Raw genomic sequence first — 18098 nt, 5'->3', positions numbered from 1 at the left:
ACAACAGTCTTTTATTCCTGTAATATGCCCTTTGTAAAGGAATTTCACTTAACACAAGGGGTGGACAAGTTGTTAGAGAAAACTGTTCGAATGAATGCTTTATTTGACTTTTATCAACCCTTGTTAACAAGTAAGCAACAGAAATATATGGAATTATATTTTTTGGATGATTACTCTCTTGGTGAGATTGCCGAGGAGTTTGATGTGAGCAGGCAGGCTGTTTATGATAATATCAAACGAACGGAGGCAATGCTTGAAGAGTACGAGCAGAAATTAAGCCTTTACTCAAAATATAAAGAACGAACAAGTAAGTATAAGCAGTTGAAAGCTCTATTGGTAGCGGGGGGCTGTTTATCTGAAGAGATCGGAACGATTATTGCTTCTCTTGAAAAAATTGAAGAGGAGGGGATGAACTGATGGCATTTGAAGGACTGGCTGAACGTCTGCAAGGTACCCTCGATCGTATTAAGGGACGTGGAAAAGTATCTGAAGCAGATGTGAAAGAAATGATGCGGGAAGTGCGCCTGGCTCTTTTAGAAGCCGATGTGAACTTTAAAGTCGTAAAGCAGTTTATCAATCGGGTGAAAGAAAGAGCGGTCGGCCAGGAAGTAATGAAAAGCCTTACGCCGGGCCAGCAGGTAATCAAGGTAGTTAATGAGGAACTTCAGGAGCTTATGGGAGGAGAGCAAAGCAAAATTGCCCATGCTCAGAAGCCTCCGACGGTAGTGATGATGGTAGGCCTGCAAGGGGCCGGTAAGACAACGAGCACAGCAAAGCTTGCCAACCACCTCCGGAAAAAGCATAACAGGCAGCCGTTAATGGCCGCAGCCGACATTTACCGTCCTGCTGCTATTAAACAGCTTGAAACTCTTGGCGAACAGCTGAATATGCCTGTATTTTCCTTAGGAGACCAGGTGAGCCCTGTTGATATTGCTTCACAGGCTGTTGACAAGGCCAAAGAAGAGCATAATGATTATGTTCTGATTGATACGGCAGGACGCCTTCATGTTGATGAAGATCTCATGGATGAACTTTTACAGATCAAAGAAAAAGTAAATCCCGATGAAATTCTATTGGTTGTGGATGCAATGACCGGACAAGATGCGGTCAATGTTGCGGAAAGCTTTAATGAACAGCTCGGGCTTACTGGAGTCATTCTTACCAAGCTTGATGGTGACACCCGGGGCGGTGCTGCTTTATCTGTTAAAGCTGTCACCGATACACCGATTAAATTTGCGGGTATGGGTGAAAAGATTGACCAGCTTGAGCCGTTTCATCCGGAACGGATGGCTTCGCGCATCCTCGGAATGGGAGATGTGCTGTCCCTCATTGAAAAAGCCCAGACCAACGTGGATGAAGAAAGAGCAAAAGAACTAGAAAAGAAAATGAGAAATGCAGATCTTACCTTCGATGACTTTTTGGAACAATTAGAGCAAGTTCGCAGCATGGGGCCGCTCGATGAGCTGTTAAACATGATGCCGGGGATGAACAAAATGAAAGGGCTGAAAAATGCCCAGGTCGATGAAAGTCAAATTGGCCGTGTCGAAGCCATTGTCCGCTCTATGACTAAGGATGAGAAGCAGAATCCGTCTCTCATGAATGCAAGCCGAAAACGGAGGATTGCAAAAGGGAGCGGTACAACCATCCAGGATGTCAACCGTCTCTTAAAGCAATTTGAAGATATGAAGAAAATGATGAAACAAATGTCTTCGATGCAAAAAGGAAAGAAAAAGGGTAAAGGCGGCTTTAATTTCCCTTTTATGTAGTGAAAAGGAAAAAGCCTTTACAGCGAGTCAATAACCTATTATAATGTGCTATTGTGAAATAAATTTGGAGGTGACCATAAATGGCAGTTAAAATTCGTCTTAAACGTATGGGAAGTAAAAAGAAACCTTTCTACCGTGTGGTTGTAGCAGATTCACGTGCTCCACGTGATGGTAGATTTATCGAGGAAATTGGAACTTACAATCCTCTTGAAGATCCAGCAGTGGTAAATCTTAACGAAGACAAAGCTGTAAACTGGATGCTAGAAGGCGCTAAGCCATCTGACACTGTGCGCAACCTTTTCTCAAGAGAAGGAATCATGGAAAAGCTACACAACGCAAAGAATCAAAAATAACGCTGGATGGCGGATAAGCGAGGGATCGGTTCATGAAACAGCTTGTTGAAAACATGGCCCGTGCCCTCGTGGATCATCCTGATGCGGTACGTGTTCAGGAAAAGGAGCAAGATAACACCCTCGTCCTCACACTATCGGTCCACGAGGAAGATATGGGAAAAGTGATCGGAAAGCAAGGGAAAATAGCCAATGCGATCCGTACCGTGCTTTATGCAGCCGGTTCCCATCATAATAAACGTGTTCGGCTTGACATTGTTGAATAAGAGAACAAAAAGGGTGAGGAGGCTTCCTCTCCCTTTTTTTACCCTATAAAAGAATGTAAAATGGGGATAGAATGCAAGTGTTATCCAGTTACAACTAAGGGAACCTCCCAGCGTTATTCATTGCCGGAATATTTCTTTTGTATATGCCAGCAAATAAGAGGTGGGTTATGAGGATTATAAAGAAAGCCCAAATAAAGCAAATATTAACTCCTCAGAGAAAGCAGTATTTACTCTCTGAATTAAATAGACAAGTTGAACGATATGAAAGAGAAATCGAACAACTCCGTTTTCAGATGCAAAAACAGCTGAAGGCTGTGCAGGATTCCAGGAGAATCAAAACAAAAGAACGCTTTGAAAAGGAAATCCATAAGCGTTTAGAAAAGATCAGGGCAGCTGACTTTCAGAAGTCCCAGCTTGAACAAATCCCCCTCGAAACTGAAATGCCAGACGGGACAGTGGACACCCTTTGTCTTGTTGAAGAAGGGGACGATTGGGAAAACATCATGCAAGAGGATGAAATCATCATTAAAAACGGGAAAGTACATGAGATCAGAAAGGGAAGGTCAGAAGATGACAACGAACTGGTTTAATGTAGGTAAGATTGTTAATACTCATGGAGTAAAAGGGGAAGTAAGAGTCATTTCTGTAACCGACTTTGAAGAGGAAAGGTTTCAGGAAGGAGCTTTGCTTTACTTTTCCTATCCGGGTCAAGAAGAAGTGATCCCTTTAACGGTAAGAACACATCGTCTCCATAAGCAGTTTCACCTTTTGCAGTTTGAAGGATATCATTCGTTAAATGAAGTAGAACCTTTAAAGGGCGGGGAACTAAAAGTGGCAGAGGACCAGCTTGGTGCTCTTGAAGAAAATGAATACTACCATCATGACATTATCGGCTGCGAAGTTGTCACTGATGAAGGGGAGATTCTTGGAACGGTTAAGGAAATTCTCTCTCCTGGTGCCAATGATGTCTGGGTCGTGAAACAGAAAGGAAAAGGAAAGGACATTCTCATTCCCTATATAGAGGAAGTAGTGACTGATGTAGACATAGAAAAAGAGAAAATTACTGTCCGTCTTATGGAAGGGCTGCTGCCAGAATGAGAATGGATTTTTTAACTCTTTTTCCAGAGATGTTTCATGGAGTTTTAAACACCTCCATTTTGAAGCAGGCACAGGATAAAAAGGCGGTAGAATACCAGGTGACTGACTTTCGCTCTTATTCTGAAAACAAGCATCAGAAAGTAGATGACTATCCGTATGGCGGCGGAGCCGGCATGGTGCTCACTCCCCAGCCTCTGTTTGATGCTGTCGAAGATGCATCGGCAGCAAGCCATGCAAAACCAAGAGTGATACTTCTCTGCCCTCAGGGAAGGCGCTTTACCCAGGAGACAGCTGAAGAACTGGCAGAAGAAAAGCATCTTATCTTTATTTGCGGTCACTATGAAGGATATGATGAACGTATTCGGGAGCAGCTGGTTACGGATGAAATTTCTATTGGTGACTTTGTTCTTACGGGAGGCGAGCTTGGTTCAATGGTTATTGCCGACAGTGTGACCAGGCTGCTTCCGGAAGTACTTGGCAACAAAGACTCTGCGGTTACGGACTCCTTTTCCACAGGATATTTAGAGCATCCTCATTATACGAGGCCTGCAGACTTCCGAGGCATGAAGGTACCCGACGTTCTCCTCTCTGGGCATCATAAGCGCATTGAAGAATGGCGGAGAAAGGAAGCACTCAAACGAACCTATGAGCGGAGACCTGATCTTCTGGATATTGAAAGATTACATGCAGAAGAGAAAAAGTGGCTTGATGAAATAAAAAACAGCAGAGACAGTTGATATCACTTACGTCATATGGTATGATACTCTTTGTGGCGAAAGCCCCGTGAATACGATGTTCCGCTGCGGAAGCAGTACCGCAAGAGCATTCGAGAGAAGGAGGGGAAATTAAGATGGAACAGCTTATTCGTGAAATTACTCAAGAACAGTTAAAAACTGACCTTCCTGCATTTCGCGCCGGTGACACAGTACGTGTACACGTGAAAGTTGTCGAGGGAACTCGTGAACGTATCCAGGTATTCGAAGGCGTAGTAATCAAGCGCCGCGGAGGCGGAATCAGTGAAACGTTTACTGTACGAAAAGTATCCTACGGTGTAGGAATTGAAAGAACGTTCCCAGTACATTCTCCGCGTATCGACAAGGTCGAGTTGAAACGCCGCGGAAAAGTACGTCAAGCTAGATTGTACTACCTTCGCAGTCTGCAAGGTAAAGCAGCTAGAATTAAAGAACTCAGATAGGATTAGGTGTAAAAGGAGCTTGGCAATCAAGCTCCTTTTTTGTACTTGCAGGATAAGGTAAAATAAAGATACATAATCATAGGTGAGTAAGTGCTTTCTTAATCAGAGATGTTAGGAATTGAGGGGCGAGGAGAAAGAGAAATGATGAAAAGACATGAAGTAGAAATCAGAGAAGGACTGCTGCTTATGACTTTTGCGGTTATTATTGTAGCGGTGACAAGAGGGTTGTTAGTCGTGCCAATCGTAGTGGAAGGCCAGTCAATGATGCCCGCTCTTTCCCATGAAGACAGAGTAGTTGTTAACAAAGCCGGCTACTGGTTTTCTGAACCATCTACTTTTGATGTTGTCGTTTTCCATGCCACTCCTGAAAAAGATTACATAAAAAGGATAATCGCCACCCCAGGGGACAAATTAAACTATGCCCATAACGAATTGTATTTAAATGAGAAAAAAATCGAAGAACCTTTCTTGAGAGAGCACCTTGACGAGATAAAAGAACACACGCTGACTCCTGATTTTACTCTTGAAGGGGTGACTGGGGAGGTAACTGTCCCTGAAGGCTATGTATTTGTCCTTGGAGATAACCGGAACCACAGCCTGGATTCAAGAGCTTTTGGCCTGGTTTCCATTGATGATATTATAGGGAAGGCAAGCTTTACGTTTTGGCCTGTCTCACGGCTTGGCTTTGTCCCCTAAGAACTAGAATGAAAAGAGCAGGTGATAGCATGACAATCCAATGGTTTCCCGGCCATATGGCCAAAGCAAGACGAGAAGTAACGGAACAGCTCAAAAGAGTAGATATGGTGGTTGAGCTTACAGATGCCCGAATCCCTCTTTCCTCCAGAAATCCAATGCTAGATGACGTGATAGGGGAGAAAAAAAGACTTGTCATCTTAACGAAAAGCGATCTGGCAGATGAAAAACTGACAAAAGAGTGGATCAATTGGTTTAAAAACGACGGAGCAGCTGCGATGGCAATAAATGCCCACACGGATGCCGGCATAAAAGAAATGATTCAAAAGTCAAAAGAGATCACCTCCCCTATCTTTGATAAGATGAGAAAGAAGGGGATCCGTCCACGCCCCATACGGGCCATGATTGTTGGCATTCCTAATGTGGGGAAATCAACGTTAATCAACCGCCTTCATGGAAAAAAGACAGCGAAAACCGGAGACAGACCAGGTGTGACAAAAGCACAGCAGTGGCTGAAAGTGGGTAAAGAAATGGAGCTGCTGGACACCCCAGGTATTTTATGGCCTAAATTTGAAGACCAGCAGATTGGATACCGATTGGCTGCCACTGGGGCAATTAAGGATGAATTGCTTGATTTTCAGGATATTGCTTTATTTGCTTTAAATACCTTCAAATCAAGGTATCCTGAAAGGTTAAAAGAAAGATATCAATTAGAAGAGCCTCTTCCTGAAGATGGAGTGGAGCTTTTTGAAGAAATTGGAAAGAAGCGGGGCTGCCTCATGAGCGGGGGATTTATTGACTATGATAAAGCAGCTGAAATTGTTCTTCGTGATCTGCGGGGAGGAAAATTAGGTTCCTTCACATTAGAAACGCCAGAAGAATGGAAGGAAAAGGGTACAGAAAGTTAACTGTACTCTTTTTCGTTCTTTACATAAGGAAAATACTGACCGATACAAGAAATATAGACTGATGAAATGTGGTTAGGAAAGTAGGTTTAGCAATGAAACGGTTATCTATAGCCCAAATCAAAGAGGAATTATTTCAGGAGAGAGCTCCGTCTGCTGAATTCCTGGAGCAGCTTGCCGAGGATGAAAGAAAAGGGGTTCAGCAAGTAGTAAAAAGGTATGAGCAAAAGCGCAAAAAGGAACAGCAAATGCTGGAAGAATACGAGCGAATGAGTAAATATGAAGAAAAGCTGATAAAAGAGGGGTACCAGGCTGTTGCAGGGATCGATGAAGTGGGAAGAGGACCGCTGGCAGGACCAGTGACAGCTGCTGCGGTCATTCTGGGACATCAGGAAGAGAAACTCCTAGGATTAACAGATTCAAAAATCCTTTCAGAAGCTAAGCGGGAATACTATTATGAAAAGATTATGGATCAAGCAGAAGCCGTTGGTGTGGTTCATATTCCTGCTGAGAAGATTGATAAAGTAAATATATACCAGGCAACTAAAATTGCTATGGTCGAGGCAGTACAGAAGCTTTCCATAAAAGCTGATCATTTATTAATTGATGCTATGAATCTTCCATTACCTGTACCGCAAACCTCCATTGTAAAAGGTGATGCCAACAGCCTGTCTATTGCGGCTGCTTCGGTAATAGCAAAAGTGACACGAGACCGCCTGATGCAAGACATACACCAAGAATATCCACAGTACGGGTTTAGCAGGAATGCTGGATACGGGACAAGAGAGCATATCGAGGCAATGCGTACATATGGGATCACTCGTTACCACCGAAAAAGCTTTTCTCCTGTTCCATCGTTTGCAAAGGATGAATAAAAGGAAGAGGTAATTGTAATGTCTCCTATCCATTTCAAGTCCCTCCTGTCCACTGCGACTGCTCAAAAAGGCTCCCACTCCCTAAGGCTGGCAGCCGGCCAGGTGGTTAAAGGGCAGGTCTTAAAGTTGTTCCCAAATCATCTGGCTGCTTTACGTATTGGACATACCACTGTGACCGCTAAGTTAGAAGCTTCTTTAGCGGCGGGTGAGAGCTATTTTTTTAAAGTAGTGCCCAGTGAAGGCATTCCCAGGCTGCGTCTGCTCCATCCTTCTATTGACTACTCACACAGCGAGCAAAGGTCTAAGCTCCTTATAGAACTTGGTATGCGGCAAACCAGGGGAAACCAGTGGCTCCTGAATTATTTTTTGAAGAACAACCTCCCCTTTCAAGAAGAACAATTGGCAAAAGGGGGAGACCTTCTTCAGCGCTCAGGGGCTTTCCATGAAAAAGGGGGAGAGATTGTAAGGGAGATGATGGAACGACGTCTTCCTTTTACACAAGAAGTGTTTTCAGCGATCAGCGCTTTAAAAGAGGGCTCGTCTGTATCCTCACAAATACAGGAGCTGATACGAACAGGAGAAGCTTTCAGAGAGAAAGGAAACCTCACAAAGTCAGCAGCTGATTTTTTAGCACATCTTCAAAGACTGCAGGCATCCATGCAGGTATCAGAGACAGCTTATAAAGAAAAAGAACCGCTTCTTTCTTTGCTGACACTCGCTGTCAAAGAGGGAAGCAAAGAGAAAGCAGGAGCCCTTCAACTGTTAGAAAGGCTGAACCTTGTGCCCCAGGGTGCCCACAAAAACCTTCAGTATTTTTACGAGGCCCAAGCTCAATTTTTTAAAAGATTATCTCGTCAACCTGTTCAGGAGATGGCCCGGAAAATAACAACACTGCCATTACCCGTGCTTGAAAAAATGCAACCCCAGCAGCTTTTTCCTCTACTTATGGAATCAGCTTTACTTCAAGAAAAAGGGGTTCATTCAAAGGGAATGAAAGCGCTATTACAGCTTTTTCACTCCTTTGCAAACAACCAGCCTGAGGCCAGGCCTTTTTACACGTTAGTTACTCTTTATGAGCAAGGGGAGCTGACAAAGGATGAAAGAGAGGCACTGCTTTCGCTTATAAGCAGCAACACAGCTTCTCCACTGCTTCCAAACCATGTGAAGAGTCTCCTTTACTCGTTAGGTATGCAGCACGAAAACATGCTTCAAAGCTCGTTTATAACGGGTAGCAAAAGAAATGAAAATATAAAAGCGCTTCTCTTACACTATTCTCCTCTTCTTGCTTCTCCTTTGAAAGAGAGAGCAGAGCTTCTTCTTCAGAGAATAACCGGCCAGCAGCTCCTTGCACTAGAAAGCCAGCATCCTTTTTTAAACGGGGCTATACAGCTTCCCTTGTTTATCGACAAGCATAATTCGGACATTACTATTCAGTGGGAAGGACAGCGAAGAGCAGATGGATCGTTGAACGAAGACCATTGTCGCCTGCTTATTTTTCTTGAACTTGAAATGTTAAAAGAAACACTGGCAGATGTACAAATTCAAAATCGTGTCATTTCCATAACGTTGTATAGTGAAAATCGGCCCCCTGCAGCTGTGCTGAAAGGGCTGCAGCCTTATTTGAAACAGAAATTAGAAGAAAACGACTATATCCTTTCCTCACTGCAATGGAAAGATGGCCATTCTCTTTTACATACGGTCTCTTCCTATACACAGGAAAATAATCCGGTTCATATTGGAAGGATGGATATTCGGATATGAAAGATTTATACTCAATCAAGAACGCCGTCGCTTTAAGTTATGATGACTCAAAGGACCGGGCACCGGTGGTAAAGGCGAAAGGAAAAGGAATGGAGGCAGCAGAAATTATTGCTAAGGCAAAAGAGCATCACATTCCTATTCAGGAAGATCCTTCATTGGTCGAGCTTCTTTCCAATCTTAACATGAATGAAACCATTCCGGATGATTTGTATGAAGTCGTTGCTGAGGTGTTCGCTTTTTTGTACAGGGTGGATAAAGCAATGAAATAAGAAGAAACGGTAAGGGTCATACTACACGTAAAAAGTGAAAGAGGTGGCCCCGATGACAAAAAATAAGCTCGATGTAGAAGGCGCAGAACAATGTGTAAAAAGTTTCAGTGAAGAATTTGCTCAGGAATTTGGAGTTTTTTCTTCAGTACAGGAAATGGATGCAAAAGCAAAAGACATGAAAGAAACCATGAAGTGCAGCAAAGAAAAGGAACAAAAGAAAGAAAAATAAAGGGGCGTCTCCTAAAGGAGGTGCTTACAGCAGAGATCATGGTTTCCCCTTAAGGAATAAGGACAGCATTCATTCAAGGCCTTTCATTTTGCTTGATGGCATCTTCTATTCGCAGGAAAAGCTTCAGCTTCCTCTTGGGCAGAGACAGCTCAATGAAGGACATCTCAGCTGGAGCTTATTTCGCCTTGAGTTTTTCTGAGAGAGTCTACGAGTATTGCAGTTGTTTAAAGTGTAATTGATTTTGTACAGCTGGATATAGAAATCGGTCATAAAAAATGGTAAATTAATATATTTTTTCCAATTATGGCACTAGATATGTCAGCGTTTACAAATTATATTCATAAATTTGTGACGAATTGTTGAAAAATCCTGAGTTTTTTAATACGATTAAAGATGTGTGAGAAACATTGGCTGACTCACCGCCAATTGTTCCACCCGATCCTTGGATGAGGACAAGCAGTTCGATGAATTCGTACTGAATCGTTAGGAGGATGGAGAGAACATGAATATCCATGAGTATCAAGGAAAAGAACTCCTCAGAAAGTACGGCGTAGCCGTGCCGAATGGAAAAGTTGCTTTCTCTGTTGATGAAGCAGTAGAGGCTGCAAAAGAGCTTGGTTCAGAAGTAAATGTAGTAAAAGCACAAATTCACGCGGGTGGCCGCGGGAAAGCAGGCGGCGTTAAGGTGGCAAAGAACCTTGATGAGGTGCGTACATATGCCGATGAAATTCTTGGCAAAACCTTAGTCACCCACCAGACAGGCCCGGAAGGTAAAGAAGTTAAACGCTTACTTATCGAAGAAGGATGCGACATCCAAAAAGAATACTATGTAGGTCTTGTTGTAGACCGGGAAACTGACCGTGTCGTTATGATGGCTTCGGAAGAAGGCGGTACGGAAATCGAGGAAGTGGCTGAAGCTACTCCTGAAAAAATCTTTAAAGAGTACATTGATCCTGCGGTAGGCCTTCAAGGCTATCAGGCGCGTCGTCTGGCGTTTAATATTAATATTCCTAAGAAACTAGTAGGGCAGGCTGTTAAGTTCATGATGGGTCTTTATAAGGTCTTTAGTGAGAAGGACTGCTCTATTGCAGAAATTAATCCTTTGGTTACAACTGGTGACGGGAGCGTTATGGCTCTTGATGCAAAATTGAATTTCGATTCCAACGCCTTATACCGTCAAAAGGATATTACAGAATTCCGCGACCTTGATGAAGAGGATCCAAAAGAAATCGAAGCTTCTAAATTTGACCTAAGCTATATTGCACTTGATGGAAATATCGGCTGCATGGTAAATGGTGCAGGGCTTGCGATGGCAACAATGGATATCATTAAGCACTTTAGCGGCGAACCGGCCAACTTCCTTGATGTTGGAGGCGGCGCTACAGCAGAAAAGGTAACAGAAGCTTTCAAAATCATCCTGTCTGATGAACAGGTAAAAGGCATCTACGTAAATATTTTTGGCGGAATCATGAAATGTGACGTCATTGCTGAAGGTGTAGTTGAGGCAACGAAACAAGTAGGCCTTGAGATCCCTCTCGTCGTGCGCCTTGAAGGTACAAATGTAGATCGCGGTAAGAAAATCCTTGAAGAGTCTGGGCTTAACATCACAGCAGCAGATTCAATGTCAGACGGAGCACAAAAAATCGTATCTCTAGTGAAATAGAAAGGCGGGACTGAGAGCAATGAGCATCTTTATTAATAAAGATACAAAGGTCATCGTACAAGGTATTACTGGTTCTACTGGTTTGTTTCACACTCAGCAGGCCGTAGAATATGGTACACAGATTGTTGGTGGTGTTACTCCTGGAAAAGGCGGCACTGAAATAGAAGGAATTCCGGTATTTGATACAGTGGAAGAAGCTGTGGAAAAAACCGGGGCAAACGCAACTGTTATTTATGTACCCCCAGCGTTTGCAGCGGATGCAATTATGGAAGCAGTAGATGCAGAACTTGATCTTGCTATCTGCATTACAGAAGGTATCCCTGTTATTGACATGATTAAGGTAAAACGATTCATGGAAGGGAAAAAGACTCGTCTAGTCGGCCCGAACTGCCCAGGTGTTATCACTCCGGAAGAATGCAAAATCGGTATCATGCCTGGATATATCCATAAAAAAGGACATGTGGGCGTTGTATCTCGTTCCGGAACCCTTACGTATGAAGCTGTACACCAGCTTTCCACAAATGGGATCGGCCAGTCTACAGCTGTAGGTATCGGCGGTGACCCCGTAAACGGAACGGATTTTATAGATGTACTAAAAGCTTTTAATGATGACGAAGATACGTATGCTGTCATCATGATTGGTGAAATTGGCGGTACCGCTGAAGAAGAAGCGGCAGAATGGATCAAGGAAAATATGAATAAGCCTGTCGTAGGATTTATCGGCGGCCGTACAGCACCTCCAGGGAAGCGGATGGGTCATGCCGGCGCGATCATCTCTGGCGGCAAAGGGACCGCAGACGAAAAGATCTCAACATTGGAAAATTGCGGAGTCAGCGTTTCTCCAACTCCTTCTGAAATCGGCGAGACACTTATTTCTTCACTTAAAGAAAACAATATTTATGAAAAGTGTCTTACACATAAAGCAGAATAACACCAAGAAAAGCCTCCTTTATAAGGGGGCTTTTCTCTTCCTTTATCTCCTTAAATTAATCCTCAAATTATGCACATCAACCATAATTTCATTATGTAAACAACATCCTGTTATTTTCAATCTATGAAACTTCTTGACTCGTATAATCTCAATAAGGGAGGCTTAATATGACAGACCGCAAAAACCGGCTGCTTCTTTTGCATGAAGCCACAGGAGCAGGGTGGAATACACTTAAAAAAATTTATACAATTGACCCCTCATTTTCTCTTCCTTTCGTCTTATCCCCCGCTTCTTTGTCAAAAGAATTGGCAATTCCACTTAAAAAAGCTTCTTCCTTAATTCATTTCCTTCAAAAAGAAAAAGGAAAAAGAACAGTTCAGTATTATTTGGATCGAAATATTATGATTATGACACCTTTTGATTCCATGTATCCCCGACGTTTATTTCATATGCATGATCCCCCCTGGGTGCTTTACATCAAAGGACAGACAGATATTTTAAAGAAATCCTCTTTCTTAGCGGTTGTCGGGACAAGACAGCCTACCTCGTACGGTCTGCAGGCTATGGAAATGCTCCTCCCTCCGATTATTAAGAGACGAACTGTTATCATTTCCGGTCTTGCCAAAGGTGTGGATACAAGAGCCCACCAACTTGCTATGTCTAATCAAGGGTATACGATTGCTGTCTGTGGAAGTGGATTTAATTATATGTATCCTCGTGAAAATCTTGCCTTCTCCCGAATCATCTCCCAATCCCATTTACTTGTAAGCGAATATCCACCTCATACTCCTCCAGCCAAATGGCAGTTCCCAATGAGAAACCGAATAATTAGTTCATTGTCTGACGCTGTTTTTGTTATTGAAGCAGGGGCCAAAAGCGGCTCCTTAATCACTGCATCTCAGGCCCTTGAGCAAGGCAGGGATGTTTACGCCCTGCCAGGACCAATCGACTCCAAAGTTTCCGCAGGCACAAATAAATTAATTCAAGACGGTGCTCGGCCGATACTGCATCCGGATGATCTTTTGTAAGAGCTCTGGTAAAAAGTGATGATTGATGTTCTAAAACCTTATAATGCTGGATAAAAGGGGCGAGACGCCTTCGGGAATAGTATGAGCCAAAGGTTCCGCAAGATTTTCCTGAGTAAGTTGAAGGTCTGCTGAGGCAAAGAGGACACCTTGAATGAGAAAGAGTGAAATATGAATGGATGTCGCACTGGTGGAAGCGAGCGTCTATTAACGAAAACCATCAAAAAGGTGTAATAACACTTTTTATAAAAAGAAAAAAGAGCAAATTAAAAGGAAAAAAATAGAATAGTAAGGAATAAAATTGGCAATGAAAGGAATGAAAAATATGCTTTAAGAAATTTTTGGGTAGACATAAACCATAAACTGTGAAAAAATGATTGTGATTTATCACTCTTTGCGCCTGGCTGACAGGGACCAGTATAGTGGCACTCAGATTTTATTATAAGTATCGGATAAACAGAACACATGAAATAAGAATTTGACAAAGACAAATGCGGTGATTGATACTAATGAAGATTTATAACTCCAAAGGGGGAGAACACAAAAGAAATGGCAGATTATTTAGTAATCGTTGAATCTCCCGCTAAAGCAAAAACGATAGGTAAATATCTTGGGAAAAAATATATCGTGAAAGCATCAATGGGTCACGTCCGGGATCTACCAAAAAGTCAAATGGGAGTAGACACAACTAATCAGTACGAACCAAAATACATTACCATAAGGGGAAAAGGCCCGGTCTTAAAAGAATTAAAGACCGCTGCTAAAAAAGTTAAAAAGATTTATTTAGCAGCTGACCCCGACAGAGAAGGGGAAGCCATAGCCTGGCACCTCGCTCACAGCCTGGATATCGACGAAGATTCCGATTGCCGAGTAGTATTTAACGAAATTACCAAGGCTGCAATTAAGGATGCATTTAAGCATCCACGCCCGATTAACATGGATTTGGTTGACGCTCAGCAGGCACGAAGGATTCTTGACCGGCTTGTCGGCTATAACATCAGCCCTCTTTTATGGAAGAAAGTAAAGAAGGGGTTAAGTGCCGGAAGAGTTCAGTCCATTGCAGTCAAGATGATTATTGAGCGTGAAAAAGAAATAAAAGAATTTGTCCCGGAAGAATATTGGAGTATTAAAGGCTCTTTTCTTTATGGAAAAGAATCATTTGAAGCTAAATTCTACGGCCAGGATGGAAAAAAACTCGAACTGAACTCAGAAGAAGATGTACAGAATGTGTTAAAGAAGCTAAAGGGAGAGGAGTTTCTTATTGATTCTGTAAAAAAGCGAGAGCGCCGAAGAAATCCTGTGTTGCCTTTTACAACCTCTTCCCTTCAGCAGGAAGCTGCCAGAAAACTGAATTTCAGGGCAAAGAAAACAATGATGATTGCTCAGCAGCTTTATGAAGGAATCGATATTGGCAAAGAAGGGACAATAGGGTTAATTACCTATATGAGAACAGACTCTACCCGGATTTCTGATACAGCGAAAGAGGAAACAAAACAATACATTCAAGATACGTATGGCAAAGAGTACATCGGTGGAGGTAAAAAATCACAAAAGAAAGACAGTAAGTCACAGGACGCTCACGAAGCTGTACGTCCCACCTCTGTACTGAAAGATCCCAAAACAATCAAACAGTATTTGAGCCGTGATCAGTTCCGCCTCTACAAGTTAATCTGGGAAAGGCTCGTTGCAAGCGAAATGGCTCCCGCTGTAATGGATACGATGACAGTAGACCTTACAAATGAGGGTGTGATTTTTCGGGCCACTGGATCAAAGGTTAAATTTCCAGGCTTCATGAAAGTTTATGTTGAAGGTAATGATGATGGAAAGAAGGAAGAAGATAAGTTCCTCCCTGATTTAAAAGAAGGAGAAACGGTGAAGAAAGAGGAGCTTGAACCGAATCAGCACTTTACTCAGCCGCCTCCGCGCTATACGGAAGCAAGACTGGTACGTACAATGGAGGAGCTTGGAATCGGGCGTCCGTCCACCTATGCTCCAACCCTTGACACGATCCAGAGAAGAGGATATGTGGCTCTTGAGGATAAAAGATTTGTTCCGACAGAGCTTGGCGAGATCGTTCTTGAATTAATTGTTGAATTTTTCCCGGAAATTCTAGATGTTGAATTTACAGCAAAAATGGAAAACGACTTAGACTTCATTGAAGAAGGACGAGAAGACTGGATCAGGATTATTGATACCTTCTATCAGGACTTTGAAAAGCGGCTTACCGTTGCAGAAGAAGAAATGAAGGAAGTTGAAATCAAAGATGAACCGGCTGGAGAAGACTGTGAGAAGTGCGGACACGAAATGGTCTATAAGATGGGGCGTTACGGAAAATTTATGGCATGCTCTAATTTTCCTGACTGTCGAAATACGAAAGCGATCGTAAAGGATATTGGCGTCAAATGCCCAAGCTGTAAAGAAGGTAATATCGTTGAAAGAAAAAGCAAAAAACGCCGGACGTTTTATGGTTGTGACCGCTATCCAGAATGCGAGTTTGTCTCCTGGGATAAACCAATATCCCGTCCTTGCCCGAAATGTGAAGGGCTCCTTGTGGAAAAGAAAACGAAAAAGGGCGTTCATGTTCAATGCGCTGAATGTGATTACAAGGAAGAGCCGAACTAATCTCTTGTGAAACAAAAATGAAATCGGTATAGTAAGTAGGAGAAACCCCTTTTCTAAAAAAGGGGCTTTCCTATGTTCTTTTAGAATAGCTTGTAAAGTTGAAAATGATGCCACAGCATAATAAATAAGAAACAAGTATATAGAATGGAGTTTTAGAATGATGAACACGACAGTTAATGTGATAGGAGCCGGTCTGGCAGGAAGTGAAGCTGCATGGCAGCTTGCCAAAAGAGGGATCCAAGTAAAATTGTATGAAATGAGGCCTGTAAAACAGACCCCGGCTCACCACACGGATAAGTTCGCCGAGCTTGTCTGCAGCAACTCCCTGAGAGCAAACGGTCTGACAAACGCAGTAGGCGTGTTAAAAGAAGAAATGAGAGAAATGGATTCTGTAATCATTCGTTCTGCAGATGATTGTTCTGTACCTGCCGGCGGAGCCTTAGCTGTTGACCGCCATGAATTTGCAGGGCTTGTCACTTCTCGGGTGAAGGAACATCCAAATGTGGAAGTCATTCACGAAGAAATTACCAGCCTTCCTGAAGGACCGACGATTATAGCAACGGGTCCATTGACTACAGAAGGCCTGTCTCAGACGATAAAGGATTTAACAGGTGAAGAATACCTTTATTTCTATGATGCTGCAGCACCCATTATTGAAACGGACAGCATAGATATGAATAAAGCTTATCTCAAATCAAGATATGATAAAGGAGAAGCTGCTTATATTAACTGTCCAATGACAGAAGAAGAATTTGATGAGTTTTATGAGGCGTTAACTTCAGCTGAAACAGTTCCATTGAAAGAATTTGAAAAAGAAATCTTCTTTGAGGGCTGCATGCCGATCGAGATCATGGCTAAAAGAGGAAAAAAGACCATGCTTTTTGGTCCGATGAAGCCCGTCGGCCTTGAACATCCTGAAACAGGAAAGCGGCCATACGCTGTTGTGCAGTTACGGCAGGATAATCAGTCAGGCACTCTTTACAATATAGTTGGCTTTCAAACTCACTTAAAGTGGGGACCCCAGAAAGAAGTAATCAGAAAAATCCCGGGATTGGAAAATGCCGAAGTGGTCAGATATGGCGTGATGCATCGCAATACCTTTATTAACTCACCAAACGTATTAAAGCCGACCTACCAGTTCAAAGATCGGGAGGATTTGTTTTTTGCAGGACAAATTACTGGAGTAGAGGGTTACGTGGAATCAGCTGCTGCAGGATTGATCGCCGGAATCAATGCAGCCCGATTCGTCCAGGGAGAAGAGCTTGCTGTACTTCCACAAGAAACCATTTTAGGAGCCATGGCCAATTACATTACAACAGCCAACCCGGATAATTTTCAGCCAATGAATGCAAATTTTGGGCTTCTTCCGCCGCTTGAGAATAGAATAAAAAATAAAAAAGAAAGAAATGAACAATTGGCTCAGCGAGCATTGGGAGCAATTCAGAATTTTGTGAAAAGATAAACATCTTCCTTGCTCTCCAAAAACAGGTATGGTAAAATTTAATAGCTTTTGTGAGGTGGTGTAATGAAAGAGGCGCCCTTTCAAGCTCTGGGAGAGAATTTTTTTAAATTTATGCAGGTCGAAAAAAATGCTTCTCCTATGACGTTGGAAGCATATTCCCTTGATCTGTCTGATTTTGAAAAGTTTTTGGATGCAGAGGCGGTATCAAGCCCAAAAGAGGCCGATGACCGCCTTGTTCGTTTGTATTTTACCCATTTATACGATAAAGGGTACAAACGCACCTCGCTTTCCCGAAAAATATCGGCCTTGCGGACGTTTTATAAATATCTAATGAGGGAAGGGCTGATAACTGAGAATCCCTTTGCTTTAACCACGCTTCCAAAAAAGGAGCTGAGGCTCCCTCATTTTTTATATGCCAAGGAGTTAGAAGCACTCTTTCAATCATTTGATGCTTCTAAAGCCCTCGACCAGCGGGACCTTGCATTGTTTGAGATCCTATATGCCACAGGAATAAGAGTCAGCGAATGCTGCAATGTAAAGCTTTCTCATATTGATTTTTCTTTAGGAACCATTTTTGTGAAAGGGAAAGGCAATAAGGAGCGATATACCCCGATTGGATCGTTTGCTCTTGATGCCATTGACCGGTATACAAAGAATGGAAGGTTGCATTTACTTAAGAAATCAAGTCATAAAGACTCAGAATACCTATTTTTGAATCATCTCGGCACTCCGATAACAGACAGAGGAATTCGCCATGTGGTTACGAAACGAATGAAAAAGGTTTCGTTAACTCTTCATGCCTCTCCCCATTCTCTCAGGCATACGTTTGCTACACATTTACTGGATAATGGTGCGGATATCAGAGCCGTACAGGATCTTCTGGGACACGAAAATCTATCAACAACCCAGCTGTATACCCATGTAACGAAAGAACGGTTAAAAAATGTCTACCAACAGGCACATCCGCGTGCCTAAACAAAGGGGGAGT

General features: G+C 42.7%; 20 protein-coding genes. All 20 read left to right on the top strand.

Annotation, left to right across the window (positions count from 1 at the left end; all coding sequences use genetic code 11):
• Positions 1–69 precede the first annotated feature (69 nt).
• Complete coding sequence (locus ACFPU1_RS05165; protein WP_385939243.1) at positions 70–417, top strand: putative DNA-binding protein; 348 nt, start codon at positions 70–72, stop codon at positions 415–417.
• Positions 417–1766, top strand: a complete 1350-nt coding sequence (ffh, locus tag ACFPU1_RS05160) for a signal recognition particle protein (RefSeq protein WP_385939241.1) — start codon at positions 417–419, stop codon at positions 1764–1766. The genes ACFPU1_RS05165 and ffh overlap by 1 nt, the downstream gene beginning before the upstream one ends.
• An 80-nt stretch (positions 1767–1846) precedes the next feature.
• Entirely contained in the window at positions 1847–2119 is a 273-nt protein-coding gene (rpsP, locus tag ACFPU1_RS05155; protein ID WP_054635291.1) for a 30S ribosomal protein S16, read from the top strand.
• A 32-nt stretch (positions 2120–2151) separates the two neighbouring features.
• Complete coding sequence (locus ACFPU1_RS05150; protein WP_054635292.1) at positions 2152–2382, top strand: KH domain-containing protein; 231 nt, start codon at positions 2152–2154, stop codon at positions 2380–2382.
• 167 nt (positions 2383–2549) lie between these two features.
• A complete protein-coding gene (locus tag ACFPU1_RS05145; RefSeq protein ID WP_385939238.1) occupies positions 2550–2972 on the top strand; it encodes a YlqD family protein in 423 nt (140 codons plus the stop codon).
• Positions 2953–3480 carry a ribosome maturation factor RimM gene (gene rimM, locus ACFPU1_RS05140; RefSeq protein ID WP_385939236.1) on the top strand — a complete coding sequence of 176 codons (528 nt, stop codon included), beginning with the start codon at positions 2953–2955 and terminating at the stop codon, positions 3478–3480. The genes ACFPU1_RS05145 and rimM overlap by 20 nt, the downstream gene beginning before the upstream one ends.
• A complete protein-coding gene (gene trmD / locus ACFPU1_RS05135; RefSeq protein WP_385939234.1) occupies positions 3477–4217 on the top strand; it encodes a tRNA (guanosine(37)-N1)-methyltransferase TrmD in 741 nt (246 codons plus the stop codon). Before rimM ends, trmD begins: the two co-directional genes overlap by 4 nt.
• A gap of 113 nt (positions 4218–4330) precedes the next feature.
• Entirely contained in the window at positions 4331–4675 is a 345-nt protein-coding gene (gene rplS, locus ACFPU1_RS05130; RefSeq protein WP_054635296.1) for a 50S ribosomal protein L19, read from the top strand.
• A gap of 141 nt (positions 4676–4816) precedes the next feature.
• Positions 4817–5371 (top strand): signal peptidase I, encoded by a 555-nt coding sequence (gene lepB, locus ACFPU1_RS05125; RefSeq protein ID WP_157049722.1) that lies wholly within the window; start codon positions 4817–4819, stop codon positions 5369–5371.
• Between the two features lie 29 nt (positions 5372–5400).
• A complete protein-coding gene (gene ylqF, locus ACFPU1_RS05120; RefSeq protein ID WP_054635298.1) occupies positions 5401–6276 on the top strand; it encodes a ribosome biogenesis GTPase YlqF in 876 nt (291 codons plus the stop codon).
• A 92-nt stretch (positions 6277–6368) separates the two neighbouring features.
• Positions 6369–7148, top strand: coding sequence for a ribonuclease HII (locus ACFPU1_RS05115; RefSeq protein ID WP_385939231.1), 780 nt, complete (start codon positions 6369–6371; stop codon positions 7146–7148).
• An 18-nt stretch (positions 7149–7166) separates the two neighbouring features.
• Positions 7167–8909: a hypothetical protein gene (locus tag ACFPU1_RS05110; protein WP_385939229.1), complete on the top strand. Its 1743-nt coding sequence runs from the start codon at positions 7167–7169 to the stop codon at positions 8907–8909.
• Positions 8906–9178 carry an EscU/YscU/HrcU family type III secretion system export apparatus switch protein gene (locus tag ACFPU1_RS05105; protein ID WP_054635301.1) on the top strand — a complete coding sequence of 91 codons (273 nt, stop codon included), beginning with the start codon at positions 8906–8908 and terminating at the stop codon, positions 9176–9178. Before ACFPU1_RS05110 ends, ACFPU1_RS05105 begins: the two co-directional genes overlap by 4 nt.
• A 52-nt stretch (positions 9179–9230) precedes the next feature.
• Complete coding sequence (locus ACFPU1_RS05100; protein WP_385939227.1) at positions 9231–9407, top strand: hypothetical protein; 177 nt, start codon at positions 9231–9233, stop codon at positions 9405–9407.
• Positions 9408–9909: 502 nt separating this feature from the next.
• Positions 9910–11070, top strand: a complete 1161-nt coding sequence (gene sucC / locus ACFPU1_RS05095) for an ADP-forming succinate--CoA ligase subunit beta (RefSeq protein WP_100399360.1) — start codon at positions 9910–9912, stop codon at positions 11068–11070.
• 19 nt (positions 11071–11089) lie between these two features.
• Positions 11090–12001 (top strand): succinate--CoA ligase subunit alpha, encoded by a 912-nt coding sequence (sucD, locus tag ACFPU1_RS05090; protein ID WP_385939225.1) that lies wholly within the window; start codon positions 11090–11092, stop codon positions 11999–12001.
• 167 nt (positions 12002–12168) lie between these two features.
• Entirely contained in the window at positions 12169–13029 is an 861-nt protein-coding gene (gene dprA / locus ACFPU1_RS05085; protein WP_385939224.1) for a DNA-processing protein DprA, read from the top strand.
• Positions 13030–13575: 546 nt separating this feature from the next.
• A complete protein-coding gene (gene topA / locus ACFPU1_RS05080) occupies positions 13576–15648 on the top strand; it encodes a type I DNA topoisomerase (RefSeq protein WP_385939222.1) in 2073 nt (690 codons plus the stop codon).
• 157 nt (positions 15649–15805) lie between these two features.
• Positions 15806–17110 carry an FADH(2)-oxidizing methylenetetrahydrofolate--tRNA-(uracil(54)-C(5))-methyltransferase TrmFO gene (trmFO, locus tag ACFPU1_RS05075; protein ID WP_100399356.1) on the top strand — a complete coding sequence of 435 codons (1305 nt, stop codon included), beginning with the start codon at positions 15806–15808 and terminating at the stop codon, positions 17108–17110.
• Positions 17111–17173: 63 nt separating this feature from the next.
• On the top strand, positions 17174–18085 hold the full coding sequence (gene xerC / locus ACFPU1_RS05070; RefSeq protein WP_385939219.1) for a tyrosine recombinase XerC: 912 nt from the start codon (positions 17174–17176) through the stop codon (positions 18083–18085).
• The last annotated feature ends 13 nt before the right edge of the window (positions 18086–18098 follow it).

The sequence above is a fragment of the Thalassorhabdus alkalitolerans genome (genome assembly GCF_042656525.1).
In the GTDB taxonomy this organism is placed as follows: Bacteria; Bacillota; Bacilli; order Bacillales; family Marinococcaceae; genus Thalassorhabdus; species Thalassorhabdus alkalitolerans.
This window is presented reverse-complemented; position numbering and strand designations above follow the sequence as displayed.

What these genes read in the sequence shown, in the direction of transcription:
- rimM (WP_385939236.1), top strand. Translation starts at nt 2,953, where the DNA reads ATGACAACGAACTGGTTTAATGTAGGTAAGATTGTTAATACTCATGGA.
- ACFPU1_RS05150 (WP_054635292.1), top strand. Translation starts at nt 2,152, where the DNA reads ATGAAACAGCTTGTTGAAAACATGGCCCGTGCCCTCGTGGATCATCCT.
- dprA (WP_385939224.1), top strand. Translation starts at nt 12,169, where the DNA reads ATGACAGACCGCAAAAACCGGCTGCTTCTTTTGCATGAAGCCACAGGA.
- ACFPU1_RS05105 (WP_054635301.1), top strand. Translation starts at nt 8,906, where the DNA reads ATGAAAGATTTATACTCAATCAAGAACGCCGTCGCTTTAAGTTATGAT.
- topA (WP_385939222.1), top strand. Translation starts at nt 13,576, where the DNA reads ATGGCAGATTATTTAGTAATCGTTGAATCTCCCGCTAAAGCAAAAACG.
- ACFPU1_RS05100 (WP_385939227.1), top strand. Translation starts at nt 9,231, where the DNA reads ATGACAAAAAATAAGCTCGATGTAGAAGGCGCAGAACAATGTGTAAAA.
- lepB (WP_157049722.1), top strand. Translation starts at nt 4,817, where the DNA reads ATGATGAAAAGACATGAAGTAGAAATCAGAGAAGGACTGCTGCTTATG.
- xerC (WP_385939219.1), top strand. Translation starts at nt 17,174, where the DNA reads ATGAAAGAGGCGCCCTTTCAAGCTCTGGGAGAGAATTTTTTTAAATTT.
- rpsP (WP_054635291.1), top strand. Translation starts at nt 1,847, where the DNA reads ATGGCAGTTAAAATTCGTCTTAAACGTATGGGAAGTAAAAAGAAACCT.
- sucC (WP_100399360.1), top strand. Translation starts at nt 9,910, where the DNA reads ATGAATATCCATGAGTATCAAGGAAAAGAACTCCTCAGAAAGTACGGC.
- ACFPU1_RS05110 (WP_385939229.1), top strand. Translation starts at nt 7,167, where the DNA reads ATGTCTCCTATCCATTTCAAGTCCCTCCTGTCCACTGCGACTGCTCAA.
- sucD (WP_385939225.1), top strand. Translation starts at nt 11,090, where the DNA reads ATGAGCATCTTTATTAATAAAGATACAAAGGTCATCGTACAAGGTATT.
- ACFPU1_RS05145 (WP_385939238.1), top strand. Translation starts at nt 2,550, where the DNA reads ATGAGGATTATAAAGAAAGCCCAAATAAAGCAAATATTAACTCCTCAG.
- ylqF (WP_054635298.1), top strand. Translation starts at nt 5,401, where the DNA reads ATGACAATCCAATGGTTTCCCGGCCATATGGCCAAAGCAAGACGAGAA.
- ACFPU1_RS05115 (WP_385939231.1), top strand. Translation starts at nt 6,369, where the DNA reads ATGAAACGGTTATCTATAGCCCAAATCAAAGAGGAATTATTTCAGGAG.
- rplS (WP_054635296.1), top strand. Translation starts at nt 4,331, where the DNA reads ATGGAACAGCTTATTCGTGAAATTACTCAAGAACAGTTAAAAACTGAC.
- trmFO (WP_100399356.1), top strand. Translation starts at nt 15,806, where the DNA reads ATGATGAACACGACAGTTAATGTGATAGGAGCCGGTCTGGCAGGAAGT.
- trmD (WP_385939234.1), top strand. Translation starts at nt 3,477, where the DNA reads ATGAGAATGGATTTTTTAACTCTTTTTCCAGAGATGTTTCATGGAGTT.
- ffh (WP_385939241.1), top strand. Translation starts at nt 417, where the DNA reads ATGGCATTTGAAGGACTGGCTGAACGTCTGCAAGGTACCCTCGATCGT.